This is a genomic window from Acinetobacter sp. IRS14 (genome assembly GCF_034650275.1).
Lineage (GTDB): Bacteria > Pseudomonadota > Gammaproteobacteria > Pseudomonadales > Moraxellaceae > Acinetobacter > Acinetobacter oleivorans.
The window spans coordinates 212156-228433 of the sequence record NZ_JAOVFN010000005.1; the positions used below are offsets into that span (position 1 = coordinate 212156).

At 40.0% G+C, this 16278-nt stretch carries 15 protein-coding genes; 7 read left to right on the forward strand and 8 right to left on the reverse strand.

Features of this window, described 5'->3' with window-relative positions:
* Positions 1-7: 7 nt before the first annotated feature.
* Together ODQ17_RS07350 and ODQ17_RS07355 are read left to right on the forward strand one after the other, a co-directional pair.
* On the forward strand, positions 8-814 hold the full coding sequence (locus ODQ17_RS07350) for an SDR family NAD(P)-dependent oxidoreductase (RefSeq protein WP_252612134.1): 807 nt from the start codon (positions 8-10) through the stop codon (positions 812-814).
* Between the two features lie 53 nt (positions 815-867).
* Positions 868-1302 carry a nuclear transport factor 2 family protein gene (locus ODQ17_RS07355; RefSeq protein WP_322902722.1) on the forward strand — a complete coding sequence of 145 codons (435 nt, stop codon included), beginning with the start codon at positions 868-870 and terminating at the stop codon, positions 1300-1302.
* On the opposite strand, the gene ODQ17_RS07360 is transcribed toward ODQ17_RS07355, so the two are convergent.
* The 8 genes from ODQ17_RS07360 to sdsA form a co-directional block, all read right to left on the reverse strand.
* Positions 1299-1733: a YbjQ family protein gene (locus ODQ17_RS07360; protein WP_322902723.1), complete on the reverse strand. Its 435-nt coding sequence runs from the start codon at positions 1731-1733 to the stop codon at positions 1299-1301. The genes ODQ17_RS07355 and ODQ17_RS07360 overlap by 4 nt on opposite strands.
* Before the next feature lie 7 nt (positions 1734-1740).
* Positions 1741-2091 carry a YbjQ family protein gene (locus ODQ17_RS07365; protein WP_322902726.1) on the reverse strand — a complete coding sequence of 117 codons (351 nt, stop codon included), beginning with the start codon at positions 2089-2091 and terminating at the stop codon, positions 1741-1743.
* 109 nt (positions 2092-2200) lie between these two features.
* Entirely contained in the window at positions 2201-3655 is a 1455-nt protein-coding gene (gene adeK / locus ODQ17_RS07370; protein ID WP_049838025.1) for a multidrug efflux RND transporter outer membrane channel subunit AdeK, read from the reverse strand.
* Positions 3655-6831, reverse strand: coding sequence for a multidrug efflux RND transporter permease subunit AdeJ (gene adeJ, locus ODQ17_RS07375; protein WP_005309992.1), 3177 nt, complete (start codon positions 6829-6831; stop codon positions 3655-3657). The genes adeK and adeJ overlap by 1 nt, the downstream gene beginning before the upstream one ends.
* A gap of 12 nt (positions 6832-6843) precedes the next feature.
* On the reverse strand, positions 6844-8091 hold the full coding sequence (adeI, locus tag ODQ17_RS07380; RefSeq protein WP_004789373.1) for a multidrug efflux RND transporter periplasmic adaptor subunit AdeI: 1248 nt from the start codon (positions 8089-8091) through the stop codon (positions 6844-6846).
* A 23-nt stretch (positions 8092-8114) separates the two neighbouring features.
* Positions 8115-8741 carry a phosphatase PAP2 family protein gene (locus ODQ17_RS07385; protein WP_004789375.1) on the reverse strand — a complete coding sequence of 209 codons (627 nt, stop codon included), beginning with the start codon at positions 8739-8741 and terminating at the stop codon, positions 8115-8117.
* Between the two features lie 183 nt (positions 8742-8924).
* Positions 8925-10985: a site-specific recombinase gene (locus ODQ17_RS07390; RefSeq protein ID WP_322902759.1), complete on the reverse strand. Its 2061-nt coding sequence runs from the start codon at positions 10983-10985 to the stop codon at positions 8925-8927.
* 14 nt (positions 10986-10999) lie between these two features.
* On the reverse strand, positions 11000-11977 hold the full coding sequence (gene sdsA / locus ODQ17_RS07395; RefSeq protein WP_192455360.1) for an All-trans-nonaprenyl-diphosphate synthase: 978 nt from the start codon (positions 11975-11977) through the stop codon (positions 11000-11002).
* Between the two features lie 443 nt (positions 11978-12420).
* Between sdsA and rplU the strand changes: the two genes are divergently transcribed.
* The 5 genes from rplU (at position 12421) to serS (ending at position 16251) form a co-directional block, all read left to right on the forward strand.
* Complete coding sequence (rplU, locus tag ODQ17_RS07400; protein WP_004639133.1) at positions 12421-12732, forward strand: 50S ribosomal protein L21; 312 nt, start codon at positions 12421-12423, stop codon at positions 12730-12732.
* A gap of 18 nt (positions 12733-12750) precedes the next feature.
* Complete coding sequence (rpmA, locus tag ODQ17_RS07405) at positions 12751-13008, forward strand: 50S ribosomal protein L27 (protein WP_002116037.1); 258 nt, start codon at positions 12751-12753, stop codon at positions 13006-13008.
* A gap of 240 nt (positions 13009-13248) precedes the next feature.
* A complete protein-coding gene (gene lolA / locus ODQ17_RS07410; RefSeq protein WP_005310008.1) occupies positions 13249-13944 on the forward strand; it encodes an outer membrane lipoprotein chaperone LolA in 696 nt (231 codons plus the stop codon).
* A 116-nt stretch (positions 13945-14060) separates the two neighbouring features.
* Positions 14061-14861 (forward strand): RsiV family protein, encoded by an 801-nt coding sequence (locus ODQ17_RS07415; RefSeq protein WP_322902729.1) that lies wholly within the window; start codon positions 14061-14063, stop codon positions 14859-14861.
* A 118-nt stretch (positions 14862-14979) separates the two neighbouring features.
* Positions 14980-16251 (forward strand): serine--tRNA ligase, encoded by a 1272-nt coding sequence (gene serS / locus ODQ17_RS07420; protein WP_322902730.1) that lies wholly within the window; start codon positions 14980-14982, stop codon positions 16249-16251.
* Positions 16252-16278: the final 27 nt, after the last annotated feature.

Below are 16278 nucleotides of genomic sequence, written 5' to 3' on the forward strand. Positions count from 1 at the left end.
ATAAAGCATGGCCAAACTTGATACTTTACAAAATAAAGTGGTATGGATTACGGGAGCATCTTCTGGTTTGGGCAAGGCCTTAGCAGGGGAGTTGGCTTTGCAAGGGGCAGAAGTAATTTTGACTTCGCGTCGTTTTGAAGAATTAGAAGAGGTTCGAGTTGGTTTATTAAAACCAGAGCATCATTTGTCTGTAGTTGCCGATATTACTGATGAAAAACAAGTAGAAGAAGCTTACCAGCAGATTTTAAAAGCCAAAGGGCGAATTGACTGGCTCATTAATAATGCGGGCTTAAGCCAACGTGCTTTAATTGAAGACACAACAATGGCAACCGAACGGGCCATTATGGAAGTCGACTATTTCTCTCAAGTGGCATTAACCAAAACTGTGCTGCCGACCATGCTAAAACAAAAGTCTGGCCGAGTTGTATTTGTGTCGAGTGTGGCAGGTTTATTAGGAACTCAGTACCGCGCAAGCTACTCTGCTGCTAAAGCTGCAATTCACATGTGGGCAAATAGTTTACGTGCTGAGGTCTCAGATCAAGGTGTTGAAGTTTCTGTTATTTTCCCGGGCTTTGTAAAAACAAATGTGTCCTTTAATGCGTTAAATGGTGCTGGGCAACCTCAAGGTCATCAAGATGAAGCCATTGAGAATGGTTTAGAGGCAAACGTATTTGCTCAGCAATCAGTTAAAGCCTTAATGCATGGTCAAGAATATATTGTTATTGGGGGAAGCAAAGAAAAACTAGGCGTTATGGTTTCTCGGATGTCACCAAAACTTCTCTATAAAATGATTCGGAAAACAAAAGTAAAATAAAAAAGTGATTTCGCCGTGCTAAATTGATGGAAAACCCGCATAGAAGGTTCACCATGGATCAAGATTATCACCGTATTTTAGACGTCATTACGCGTTTTCAATTGGTCTTTGACCAGAAAAATTGGGACGCTTTTGATGATTTATTGGCAGATCAACTTGAGGTGGACTATTTCCAGTTTAGGGGAGAGCCTTTATGTGTCGTGTCTTGTCATGAATATAAAGGTTCTCGGCAACAAGCTTTATCGCATTTACGACTACAGCATAACCTAAGTAATCCACTTATCCGTATTGAACAAGATCAAGCATGGTTAGAATGTAATTATCAAATTTATCGTTTTTCGGAAAATGATTATTTTCATTCGTTTGGTCGTTATTATTTTACTTTGGCAAAACAACAAGAGAGTTGGAAAATTACCGGAATTTGCCAACACTTAACTAAAAATATTGGCAATCCGCGTATACATTTTTCTGCTATGGGGCAGTGCTAGTCTTTTACTGCTGTACCATAAGCAAATACTTCAACCATGCCACCTTGCATACCAAGTTCGGTTGTACTCAGCCGAACTCCCATAATATGGTTAGCTCCTGCGGTATGGGCTTGTTGTTTTAAACGAACAATGGCTTCACGGCGAGCACGCTCAACTACACTTTCATAACTGGTAAGTCTTCCACCTAAAACATTCTTAATGGATGCCAATACGTATTTAAAGTAGTCATGAGAAATCACGACATTACTACTAATAAAATGACCTAGCTGATCACTCGTTGCAAAACGATTGGTATCAATTCTGATATGGGCAAATTGCTGTTCTTTTTCTTGAAGTTCTTTCAAATGTTTTTGTTCAATATGGCGGCCAAAACCCCAACCAATACTGAAAAGAATCAGAAAAATAACAAGCTGAAAAATAAGATTGTCCATTTTCTACCTATGCACTAAATGGATCTGGTAGATGGGGCGCTTGAGGTTGAACAAACACAGCCGTACCATATACGAATAATTCAGAAGCACCTTGGGCAATATTTGAAGTTGAAAACCGAATACCAACAATTGCATTCGCACCAAGTTGCTGAGCTTTGACAATCATACGATCCATGGCTTCTTGGCGGGATTCTTCTAATAATTCGGTATAGCCTGTAAGTTCACCACCTACAATATTTTTTAAACTTGCCATCAAATCACGGCCAACATGTTTACTACGGACGGTACTTCCATAAACAACATCAAGTTGCTTTACAATCTGGTGGCCCGGAACACTTTCTAAATTACTCAGTAACATTGTTTTTTATCAATCTAAATTCTTAAGGTTTCAAGATAAAAAATATTCACATCAGATGCAATAAAAAAGCCCACCGAAGTGAGCTTTTATAAATTAAGTTATTTAAAACTTATTGCTTTTTAAGTTCAGCACTTGATGGTTGATTAACCACTGTATCTGAAGTATTTGCTTTTAAACCACCGCCTAGAGTTTTATATAACTCGATTTGGTTATTTAAGTTAGCTTGTTGAAGCAACAATAAACCTTGTTCTGCTGAATAAGATGAACGCTGTGCATCAAGAACTGTCAAGTAACTGTCAATACCAGCACGGAAGCGGGCATTTGACAGTGTGTAGTTGCGGTTAGTTGCTTCTACTAGACGTTGTTGAGCTGTTAAACGCTCACCAATATTGGCACGAGTTGCAAGCGCATCATTAACTTCGCGGAACGCAGACTGAACTGATTTTTCATAATCAGACAATGCAATTTTCTGATCGGTTTCAGAAATTTTCACATTGGCTTTACGTGTACCCCAGTCAAAGATTGGTAAGTCTAAGCTTGGACCAATTGACCAAACAAAACCACCAGACTTAAATAGATCACTTAAGTCAGTTGATGCATAACCTGCAGAACCCGTTAAGCTAATTGTTGGGAATAAACGTGCTTTTGCAGCACCAATATTCGCACCAGCAGCGCTTAAGTTATATTCAGCAGCTTTCACATCTGGACGGTTGTTAAGCAAGTCACTCGGTAAACCAGCTGTATATACATTTTGTTGAGTAATGCGTTTTACAGGTTGGTTTGGCAACAAGTTTTGTGGAACTGATTGGCCCACTAACAAGTTCAACAAGTTTTGTGCTTGAGCAATCTGTGTTTTGTAGTTCGCTACATCATTACGCGCAGTTTCTACAGAAATCTGTGCCTGACGTAGTGGAACTTCACTGTCGATGCCCACATCAAAACGTTTTTTGTTGAGATTGTAAGAGTCTTGTTGTGCTTTAAGCGTTTGCTCTGCAAGTCTTAAATTCGCTGTTGCGAAAGAATAGTTTAACCATGCTTGAGCAACTTGGCTGATCAGACTGATTTGAGTCGAATCACGTGCACTTTGCGTTGAAAGATAACTATCTAGTGCAGCATCTTTTAAGCTACGTACACGGCCCCAAAAATCGAGTTCATAGGCAGTTACACCCAAACCTACTTGATAAGTAGAGTAGGGATTATTCGGATCACGGCTTTGAGAAACCTGACGAATTGCACTACCACTTGCTCCGATTGTTGGAAGCTGGTTGTTTTGCGTAATTCGATATTGCTGTTGGGCACGTTCAATATTGAGCGTTGCTGTACGTAAGTCGCGGTTGTTGGCAAGCGCCAAATCAATCACTCCGAGCAAACGAGAGTCAGCAAAGAACTGTTTGTAACCCTGTTCAGCAATAGACGTACCAGAAGCGCTGTTATATGCATAGCTTTCTGGAATATCGGTTTTCACGACTGGTTCTGGGCCGCGCATGCTTTGACAAGCTGACAAAGCAAGCGCAAGTGCAGATACCGCAATGCTACGACCTGAAATAGACCATACTTTTTGCATCACGATTTATGCTCCTGAGTGTTTATGGTTTTTGGTTTGTACTTAAAGATACTACGAATCCATACATAGAATACAGGGATAAAGAAGATACCTAAGAACGTTGCACTGAGTACGCCACCGAGTACACCGAAACCGACTGAGTGCTGACTTCCTGCACCGGCACCTGTTGAAAGGGCAAGTGGAAGTACACCGAAACCGAAGGCAAGGGTAGTCATGATAATTGGACGTAAACGCATTTTTGAAGCATGTAAAGTTGCCTCAAGTAGGTCTTCACCTTTTTCCTGCAACTCTTTTGCGAACTCAACAATCAAGATCGCATTTTTTGCAGAAAGACCAATGACCGCGATCATTGCTACTTGGAAGTAAATGTTATTTGAGAGATTTGGATCTCCTTTAATAATCATACCCAAGTAAGTCAATACGATTGCACCAATAATACCAAGTGGTACTACAAGTAAAACCGAAAACGGAATAGACCAGCTTTCATATAATGCAGCTAAGCAAAGGAAAACGATTAACAATGAAAGCGCATATAAGAATGGAGCTTGAGCACCAGACTCACGTTCTTCAAGTGATAAACCTGTCCATTCATAGTCGAAACCTTGTAAGCCCATAGATGGTAACTTAGCAATAATTTCTTCCATGGCTTTCATAGAGTCACCAGAGCTCACGCCAGGTGCAGGTGTACCTTGAATGTTAACCGATGATACGCCGTTATAACGTTCAAGACGAGGAGAACCATATGTCCATTTGCCTGTAGCAAATGCAGAGAACGGTACCATTTCGCCTTTGCTATTACGTACATACCACTTGTTTAAGTCCTCAGGCATCATACGGCTATCCGAATCACCTTGAACATAAACTTTTTTCACACGACCACGGTCAACGAAGTCGTTAATGTATGAGCCACCCCATGCAATACGCATAGTGTTGTTAATGTCAGCAATGCTAACGCCCATAGCACCAGCTTGAGCCTGATCTACATCAATTTGATACTGAGGTGTATCTTCTTGACCATTAGGACGTACCCCTACAAGACGTTTATCTTGTGAAGCCAAACCTAAGATCGTATTACGTGCTGCAATAAGTTTCTCATGGCCTTGACCACTTGAATCTTTAAGTTGCAAGTTAAATCCAGCTGTTACACCAAGTTCAGGCATTGCAGGAAGCTGTAATGGCATGATGTAAGATGCGTCTTTGACGATCATGTTTAATGCCATACCGCGCTGAATTAAAGCACCGATTTGAGACTCTGGTGAAGTACGTTCACTCCAGTCTTTCAACTTAACGAAGCCAATACCAGCATTTTGACCAACACCCGTGAATGAGAAGCCTGAAACGGTGAAAATAGATTCCACAGTATCTTTTTCATTCATGAAGAAGTTTGTCATGGTGTCAATCACTTTACCCGTACGGTCAAGCGTTGCGTTTGGTGGTAATTGAACAAGTGTCATAACCACACCCTGATCTTCTTCTGGTAAGAATGAAGATGGGAGTTTTTGGAACAAGAACACTAGTAGGCCAATCACTACAGCGTAAAGTACCCCAGAGAAGATTTTGCCTTTAAGCATGCGGCTAACACCATTTTGGTAGCTATGCGACATGCGGTCAAAGCCGTTGTTAAATCCTCTGAAGAAACGAGCAAAAATATTATTGCTTGGTTCTTTGTTAGGATCATGCTGTTTTAAAATGGTTGCACAAAGTGCAGGGGTAAAGGTTAACGCTACAATTAACGATAGAACCATTGCTGTTACAAGGGTAATCGAGAATTGACGGTAAATTACACCTGTTGTACCACCAAAGAATGCCATTGGTACGAATACCGCTGTCAATACGCTTGTGATACCAATTAACGCACCAGAAATCTGTTGCATTGATCGTGAAGTCGCCGTGACCGGATCGGTATGCTCTTCACTCATCACACGCTCAACGTTTTCCACTACAACAATGGCGTCATCGACCAGAAGACCAATTGCCAATACCATAGCGAACATGGTTAAGGTGTTAATTGAGAAACCAAAGATATTAATAACAGCAAATGTACCTAATACAACAACAGGTACAGCAAGTGTTGGAATAATCGTTGCACGCCAGTTCTGCAAGAACAAGAACATAACAATGAACACTAAAATTACCGCTTCAATTAATGTGTGTACAACACTTTCAATTGAAAGACGAATAAATGGAGTCGTGTCATAAGCCAGTTTATCTGCAAGGCCTGTTGGATAGTTCTTACGTAATTCTGCTAAACGGTGTTCAACAGCGTCAGCGGTGTCAAGTGCGTTAGCACCAGTTGCAATTTTAATTGCAAGACCACCAGCAGGTTTACCATTAAACTTCGAATCGAACTGGTAGTTATCAGAACCTAACTCTACACGAGCAACATCTTTTAAACGAACCTCAGCACCTGATGCTGTGTTCTTTAAGAAGATATTTTTAAATTGTTCAGGTGTCTGTAACAAGCTTTGCGCATTTACTGTTGCGTTAAGCACTTGACCTTGAACCGCTGGTGCACCACCTAACTGACCTACAGCAACTTGTGAGTTTTGCGCTTGTAAAGCAGTCGCAATATCACTTGGTGTTAACTGATAGTTAGTAAGTTTTGCAGGGTCGAGCCAGATACGCATTGCGTATGAACCACCAAAGACTTGTACCTCACCAACACCAGCAACACGGCTAAGTGGTTCTTTAATTGACGAGTTTACGTAATCTTTAATGTCTGAGTCTGACAGAGTATTGTCTGGTGAATAGAATGCAATAACTTGCAAGAAGCTTGCACCAGATTTAGTAACCGTCACACCTTGGCGTTGAACGTCTTCAGGCAAAAGAGCAGTTGCAGATTGCAGTTTGTTTTGAACCTGAACCTGTGCAATATCCGGATCAATACCTTGTTCAAAGTTTAATTGAATAGAAGCTTGACCGTTACCCGCACTGTTAGATGAAATATAACGTAAACCATCTAGACCATTCATTTGTTGTTCAATGATCTGGGTTACAGTATTTTCAACAGTCTCAGCCGATGCACCAGGATAAGTTGCAGCAATTGTAACTGTCGGTGGTGCAATCGTCGGATACTGTGCAATAGGCATTTTAGTTAGCGTGAGAATACCCGCCAACATAATGACTAATGCAATCACCCACGCAAAAATGGGGCGATGAATAAAAAATTGTGCCATTCAATCTACCCCTTATGCATTAGATGCTTTCTGTTCTGCTTGAGGTTTACCTGATTGAGCCGGTTTTGTAGCATTTGGAGCTGCACCTTGAGGATTCGCTGGTTGAGCTTGGTAAGGTTTTGCTGAAACTTCTTGCCCTTCTTTAACTTTGGCAACACCATCAACAATCACTTTTTCACCAGCTTTGAGACCATTAGTCACAATCCAGTTTTGTCCTTGAACACCAGAGGTTTCAACAGGACGACTCTCAACAGCGCCTTTAGCATTAACAAGCATTGCTACAGCTTGACCTGTCGGTAAACGCGTAATTGCGGCTTGAGGAATCAGATAAGCATTTGGAACTACACCTTGAACAATCTGCGCAGTTGTATACATACCTGGAAGTAACAGATGGTTCGGGTTTGAGAATACGGCACGTAAAGTAATCGTTCCTGTATCCTGATTTACAGAAGCATCAGAGAAAGCAAGTTGTCCTTCGATTGGATAAGTCGAACCATCTTCAAGCTTCAACTTCACTTTCGTGTTGTTACTGTTGTTTAAACTGCCTTTGCTGAGTTGTTGGCGTAAACGTAATAACTCGGCACTAGACTGGTTAATATCAACATAGATTGGATCTAACTGTTGAATCGTCACTAAAGGATCAGTTTGATTTGCCGTAACTAAAGCACCAGCTGTTACAGAAGAACGTCCAGATTGACCAGAAATTGGTGAGCGGATTGTAGAATAACCAAGATCTACATTTGCATTCGTTACTTGAGCTTTCGCAGCAGAAACTTGTGCTTCAGCAACATTAACCTGACCAAGTAAGTCGTCATATTCTTGTTTAGATACAGCATTACTCGAAACAAGTTGCTTATAACGGTTTAGCTTGGTACGTAGTGAAGCTAGATTTGCCTGTTGTTGTAAAAGAGATGCTTTTGCATTTTCAAGCGTTGCACGGTTTGTTCGAGAGTCCAGTTCATAAAGAGCCTGACCTTCACGTACATAACTTCCTTCAGCAAACAAGCGTTTTAAAATTACACCACTTGTTTGAGGACGAACTTCAGAAATTTGATATGCTGAAGTACGGCCAGAAAGCTCAACGCTTTGTTCAACACTTTGTGGTTGAGCAACAATAACACCTACCTCAGCAGGCGGCATTTTCTGAGCAGCAGCAGCTTGCTGTTTCTCATCGGAGCCTTTGCCACAACCAACAAGTGCGATACTTGTTGCTAATGCGCAAGCAGTAAGGGCAGGAGCCCAAAGCTTAGCCGACATCATTGTTCCACCTCGTTAGATAAAATCTAAAAATATATTTGTTTTTTACTTAACCTACTTTGTGTTTGTAATAACCAGAGCCAAAGCAGTGCAATCCAAATAAAACCTATGCCCCAACCGGCGAGTACATCTGTTGGAAAATGAACTCCAGCATATATTCTTGAAAGCCCCATGCAGATAAACCAAAGGCAAGAAATCAAAATGATATAAGGAGAGTTAATGTTGGGCTTATGGCATAACATTATCATTGCCAGACAAGCCAGTGTTGATGCATAAACACTGTGTGCACTTGGGAACGATGCACCGTAACTTTCGACAATATGATATACCTGTGGAGGTCTTGGGCGATCAACACACCACTTGAGCAGCCAACCCATGGTGATACTGCCAAGAACTCCCACGCTAATGAAAATAACAGTAATATATTTTTTATACCATGCCTGATATATACACACCAGAAAGGATAAAAAAAGTACAAAAGGCATACCACCTATCCGTGCTAGGAAGATCGTAATAGAGTTAAGATAATCTGAACGATATTCACTCAATATTTGAACGCTGAGAAGATCCAAAGACTGAAGTCTTGGTACAAACAAACCAAGAACACCTAATCCTAAAAAAATACAACCAATAAAAAGCAACAAATAGGGCATATAAATACCTTTGCTTATTCAAGCAGTGTCCACTACTGAAAGCCGTTAAAAGTGTACTTGCCAGTACACTTTTTTTCAAGCCTGATAGATCATCGTAAATTCATTTTGAAAAATTTTTAACATTTGGAAAAACAATCACAACAAAATTGACGGAATTCACATTTTGTGTACAAAGCAAAATTTTTAATGTTCTATCTTTTTTCCATTATTTGTAGTCGTATTTTCTTCAAGTTCTAGCGGCTGTTTTGGGGGCCAGAAAAAATCGCTTGGGCGAGTCAGAAAATGGGTCATAACGAGTTTGGCTAAAGGTTTCCATTGTTCGAAGCGAACACGACGTGCACGTAGAGCCACAATAATCGTTAAGGTGAAACTAACGAATAAGTTAGTGAGACCAATACATAACACACCTAGAAAGGACACGATAATCAGTCCGATGTCTGGACTGCCGTTAATGGTCATTAAACCTTGAATAAAGTTAGCCGAAGCAAAGGCAATATGACGGATATCTAAAGGTAAACCTAAAATAAACCCTATGGTACCCATACTTCCTAACATAATCCCAAATAAGAAGTTACCTGCTAACGCTCCTAAGTTACGTTCAATATACTCAGCAAAACGGTTAAGGCGATCTTGCCCAAACCAGTTTGCTAAGCGGTGATGCGCTCTTAGGCGTGGACCGACTTTTCGGTAAACAGCTAGGTTATCGAAGTATCCAGCAATGAGACCCGACAAAAATAAACACACTCCGGCAATCGCTGCATGTGGAACTGCTAATGAAGTGAAGGGGTTTAAGCTGTGCAACAAATACGTTGCTTTAGTATGAGTCAACAAGGGCTCATCAAGATAGAACTGCCAAGCAAAAGTAATGAGTGCGGCAGTAGGAATCGCAATTGAAATATTGCCTAAAATAGCAATGAATTGTGTTCGAATAATATTAATAATCAGGGCAGCTAACTCTGCAATTTGAGCTGTTTTAGAGCCTTTGCGCTGTTGTACAGTGGCTGCGAGGGCCGCAGCTGTCATTGCAGGTTGTTTGGTTGCAACTGTGAAATGCAGTACATGAATCAGAATGAATCCTAGAGAATAATTCATACTGAAAGTAAAGGCCTGCATGAGCGGAGCCATTGTCATTCTTGCTGCAAGAATTTTTAAAGATGCCATACAGGCAATAATGACGCCCGCTCCAGCAGCAGCTTTATACATGCCCCAAAAGCCTTTTGTATCAGTACTTACATAATGTTCACCTGTTCGGCTGGCATTTTCAGTCACTTGAAAGGCAATAAGTTCACTTGTTGTACTTAATAAAGAGCGAACACTTTTTTCACTATAGTGCGCTTTGGTTAAATCGGAAATCAGATGTCCTAAAGAGACATATTTTCCTTTAGTGTTATCTACAACCAAATAAAGCAGTAATTCAATTCGATCGAGGCACTGCTCAAGTAACGATAATAAATAAGTTAAGCTTAAGCTGACACCAATTCTTTTGGTGGCACGGCGAATCTTTAAAACCACATCTCGACACTGTTCCAGCATAACAAATGCTTGTGAAGCATCTGGAGGGGAGGTCACCGCAATTTCATGTTCAAAAAGTTCTTGTTTTTTGTATTTCTCGATAAATTCAACAATTTCACGGTTTTGAACTAAAAATGGTGATTCATATTCAGTTAATTCTGGTTGAGCATTAATAAATTCGGGGTAAAGACCAATTCCACTAATTCGATAAGATAAAACGGTAATTGCTTTAATCATTTCACTTTGAATGACAAGCTTTTCATTTACATTACTTTGGCTTTGTCCAATAAGACCAAATAGATTTGCCCAATCTTCCTCATCAATATTATTGAGCCAAATTTTGTCACTTTCTAAATAGAAAATTCTACCAATTAATATTTTGAGTTGGCTTGAATCTTCGATTAACGGTAAAAAATGTGCTCCGAGTCTTTGTCCTAGCTGGTTCCAAAAACCATCTAAAGACAAAATTCCGCTATCAGCATATAGGCTGACTTGTTTATAGCGATTAATTAGACGTAATAAAAAAGTTTGTAGCAGGAAGGGAGCTGTGGGTGTGCGTAATAGGCTTTCAATTAAAGCCTGAATTTTTTGCTTTATCTCATCCGTATTTTGAGGATCGGATGGACGAATTGCATTGACTAACTCAATGAGTAGATTTTCGTCAATGACAGCTTGAGAATCCTCAAGCTGTTTCTGTATTTTTAAAAAAAGATCTGAATAATTTATATGCATAGGCAAAATAATATCTATTGTATTCGATGTAACGCAAGCTGAGTTAAGTTAATCAAAGCCTGACGATACGGTGTATCAGGTAGGTTTGATAAAGCTTGCAGTGCTGCTTCTGTTTCTTCTTGGGCACGTTGGTGACAATAATCTAAAGCACCAGACTTCTGTACAATTTCTATGACCTGAGATAATTGGTCCACTCCACCAGTTGCAATGCTGCGACGAATAATCGCATGCTCTTCACCTGTTGAGTGTGCTAATGCAGAAATTAACGGTAAAGTTGGCTTACCTTCCATTAAATCATCACCAATATTTTTACCTAATGTTTCAGCATCTGAAGTGTAGTCTAAAATATCATCAATAATTTGGAATGCATTACCAAAATGACCGGCAAACAATCTTAAAGGTTCACGATATGCTTCTTGTCCAGCCAGAATAGCAGCGCCTTCTGTAGCCAACTCAAACAGGCGAGACGTTTTACCGTGAATAATTTTTAAATATGTTTCTTCTGTTGTATCGGGTTGATGCTGTGATTGAAGTTGTAATACTTCACCTTCAGCAATTTCACATGTACCTGTTGAAAAGTCTTTCAATAAAGTCATGTTATTTAAATCGACCAGCAAATCAAACGCACGGGCAATCAGGAAGTCACCGACTAATACAGCTGTTTGATTGTTCCATGTCGCATTTGCTGTAGGTCGACCACGACGAAGCCCAGATTCATCTACCACATCATCATGGACTAATGTCGCGGTATGCAACATTTCAATGATTGCAGCCAGACGTTGAGCATTTTGCATGTGGTCTAGACCACAAGCGCGAGCCGCCAGTAAACACATAATCGGACGCATACGCTTTCCGCCAGCTTCAACTACATGTTTGCTGACAGACATGACTAAACCGACTTTTGAGCTAATTCCTTCATTAATCAAGTGATCCATCGCAGCAAAGTCTGAGGCAACAGGCGCAAGAATGTCTTGCTTGAAATCGATGACCATATGAAGAAAAACCCCGTATTGGTAGATAAGTGGCGTTAGTGTAACAATTAAAGATGTGTTGCACAGGTAAACAAGTGGCTGATATTAATCATTTCTATTGTCTTTATGCGTTCTTTGTTCTTTATTTAAGCAAAACATGATATTTCCGGCAAAACAATAAATTTAATGACATCAGCATTAATACAACTTGTTCTTGTCGCAATTTGTGTTTGGAACTGTATTTTAATTTTCATTCAGAATCAATGAAAACTGCTAAATTCCACTCGAAGCTGTCTGTTGATTTTGTAAAAAGAGGGGAATAGGAGCCACTGATAAATAGAAAATACTTGTCGTTTGATCAAATTTCACTTAAAATCTGTCGCCTTATATAACCCCAGTGGCGAGCGTTTTAAGATCGATATATCCCTTATCGGCACGACGACACGGGCTAATTGGAGTACATTATGTACGCAGTAATCCAAAGCGGTGGTAAACAGCACCGTGTAGTTGAGGGTGAAACCCTTAAAGTTGAATTATTGAAAGCTGAATCTGGCGCGACTATTACATTTGATGATGTATTAATGGTTGTAAACGGTGACAGCATTCAAATCGGTGCTCCAGTTGTAGCTGGCGCTAAAGTAACTGCAGAAGTGGTTGGCCATGGTCGTCACGACAAAATCCGCATTATCAAAATGCGTCGTCGTAAACACTACCGTAAACAACAAGGTCACCGTCAATGGTTCACTGAGTTGAAAATTACTGGTATTTCAGGCTAATCACGAGGAGTAAGAGACATGGCAACTAAAAAAGCCGGTGGATCGACGAAGAACGGTCGTGATTCAAACCCAAAAATGTTAGGTGTTAAAGTTTACGGCGGTCAAGCTGTAACTGCTGGTAACATCATCGTTCGTCAACGTGGTACTGAGTTCCACGCTGGTGCAAATGTTGGTATGGGCCGTGACCATACTTTATTTGCTACTGCTGACGGCGTAGTAAAATTCGAAGTGAAAGGTCAATTTGGCCGTCGCTACGTAAAAGTTGAAACTGTATAAGTTTTAGCTTCAAAAAAAGCCCACATTTTGTGGGCTTTTTTTATGGAATTTAATCTAGTGTATCTTCATCATGATGAATGAAATTCTACAAACAACATGAATAACATAACAAAATATCTTATTTTCTCAATGATTAGCACAGAGTTTGTCGGTTAATATGAGTCTTGAATTAAGAGCTTGCTAAGTTTCATAACTTTGGAAGATGGCAAGTTGTCTTACAGCAACTAAAAAGGTGATGACATGAATATGCTTCGTAAAACTATGTGTGCTATTACACTCAGCGCGTCAGTGCTTGCTCCTGTAATGAGTACTACAGTGTTTGCTGCGCCTGTAGCAGCACCGGAGCAACAGGCAATTGGGAACCTGGTTAATCAGTTATCAGGATTACAGCGTTTGACTGCCGATTTTGAACAAACAACGAAAGCCAATACAAAAACTGTGGCACAGAAAAAGAGTTTAAGTGCACAGCATATGAACCAGACATTCAAAGGCTCAATGAAAGTTGAACGTCCGGGGAAATTTTATTGGGAAACAGTAAGTCCTGCTAAACAAACGATTGTAACGAGCGGGAAAACAGTTTGGATCTATGATCCAGATTTACAACAAGCGGTCCGCCAAAGCTTAGATGATCAGGTTGCAGACACACCCGCATTATTACTTTCTGGTAATACCAATCAAATCATGAAATCTTATCGTGTAACGCAACCCGATAAATCAAAACTTTATTTCACATTATTCCCTAAAAAAGAAGATGGCGCTTTCCAAAGCTTAACAATTAGTTTTGGAGCAAATAAAGCACCTACGCTTATGGTGTTACAAGACTCATTAGGTCAGACCACCTATGTGCGCTTTAAGAACGTGAAAGTAAATGCTTCAATTCCAGCATCTGTCTTTAACTTTACGCCACCAAAAGGCACAGATATTATTGACCAATAATTAAAGCCTCTTCAAAAAAGCTACCTTTCACGGTAGCTTTTTTTATATAAGAGAGATAGATACATTTTTTAACCCCACCTCGATCGGACGCTTTGTATAGTGATAGAGGTAAATTCATGGGGATTATTATGCGACTTTACGATAAAAAAATTATTTGTATTCTTCCATTAATGGCTGCAATGGCAATTGTGAGTGGTTGCCAACCAAAGTCGACAGCCAAAGAAGAGCAGGCTGCTTCGACTGCAAAAGTTAAAGAAACTAAAGAGGCTGGTGTTCCTGTAATTCAGGCAAAAGTAATCCCAGTAAAATTGCCAAAATCAAAAGTTTGTTTAGAAGATGGTTGTACTGAGTATGACTTTCAAACAGTACAAACCAATCAGAAGTGGATAAATGATTACTTCACTAATCGAATAAAGAAAGCAGATCCGAATGCTTTTGCAAATTTGGCTGATCAGCCACTCGAAGTGCCTGAAGGCGAGCCTCGTTCGAGTCAAAGTGCAATTTATGTTCGCTATTTAGGGCAAAATTATAATCTTGCAACCTTTGCATTACAGACCTATTCGTATTCTGTTGGTGCAGCACATGGCATGTCACATCAAGAGTTCGTGACTTTTGATTTATTAAATAAAAAACATATTACTGTTGCCGAACTCATTCAGCCAGATGTCGAAAAACAATTAGTTGATGCACTTTTTGATGCGAATACAAATTGGCTTCAAGAGCACAATATCAGCCGTGAAAAACTGCAATTAAGTGATAATTTCTACTATGGCGCAAATGGGATTGTTTTTGTCTATCCAATTTATGAGTTGGCTTCTTATGCCGAAGGAATGTCTGAATTAACGCTGCCATATTTTGAAGCGAGTAAATTCATTAAACCTGAGTATTTACCGAGTGTGCCAAAGTATAAGTTCTAAAATAGGTGATCTATTCTAACAATTGTGTGAAAGCTATTCGTTATGAAGATGATCACTATATTTTTTAGTGTGAAGGCCTTACACTATAGCCAGTTTTTTACCCATATTATGATTGATTATGATCGACCCTAAGTTACTCAGAAATAATATTGAAGCTGTTAATGCGGCTTTGGCAAAACGTGGTGTTCAATTAGATGTTCAAGAATGGGCTTCTTTAGAAACTCGCCGTAAAGACTTGCAATCAAAAACTGAAAAATTGCAGGCAGAACGTAATGCCGGTGCAAAACAAGTGGGTCAGATTAAAAAATCCGGTGGTGATGCTTCTGAAATCATGGCGCGTATGCAAGCGATTGGTGATGAAATCAAAGCTGCTGAAGTGGCTTTGTCAGAGCTCCAAAACGAGATTGAACAAAAAGCGCTTAGCATCCCTAACTTACCAGATGAGTCTGTTCCTGCTGGTAAAGATGAAGATGATAACGTTGAAATTTCAAAATGGGGTACGCCTCGTCAGTTTGATTTTGAAATCAAAGATCATACTGACTTAGGTGAGTGGATGGGCGGTTTAGAGTTTGAAACTGCGACTAAATTGACTGGTTCACGTTTTAGTGTGTTGAAAGGTTCTTTAGCGCGCCTACAACGTGCTTTAACTCAGTTCATGCTTGATACTCATACTTTAAAGAATGGTTATACAGAAGCTTATGTGCCTTATTTGGTAAATGCTGATTCACTTCGTGGTACGGGTCAGTTACCAAAATTTGAAGAAGATTTGTTCAAACTTCAAGGTGAAAAAGAATATTACCTTATCCCTACAGCAGAAGTTCCTGTTACTAACTTCGTTCGTGATGAGATTATTGATACCGAACGCTTGCCATTAAAATATGCAGCGCATACACCGTGTTTCCGTAGTGAAGCTGGTTCTTATGGTCGCGATACCCGTGGTTTAATTCGTCAGCATCAATTTGATAAAGTTGAGATGGTGCAAATCGTTAAACCTGAAACTTCTATGCAGGCACTTGAAGACCTTACTGCACATGCTGAGGGCATTTTGCAGGCACTTGGTTTGCCATACCGCAAAATTTTGCTCTGTGGTGGGGATATGGGTTTCGGTGCGACTAAAACTTACGACCTAGAAGTTTGGGTTCCAAGTCAAAATACTTACCGTGAAATCTCAAGCTGCTCTAATATGGGTGATTTTCAAGCACGCCGTATGAAAGCACGCTACAGAATGGATCAAAAGAAGACCGAATTGGTGCACACATTAAATGGTTCTGGTCTAGCAGTTGGACGTACTTTGCTTGCAGTAATGGAAAATTACCAACGTGAAGATGGTTCTATCGAGGTTCCAGAAGTATTACGCCCATATATGGGTGGTTTAACATTTATTGATTAAGCTTTGCATCTAAATTGTGCACGGTTT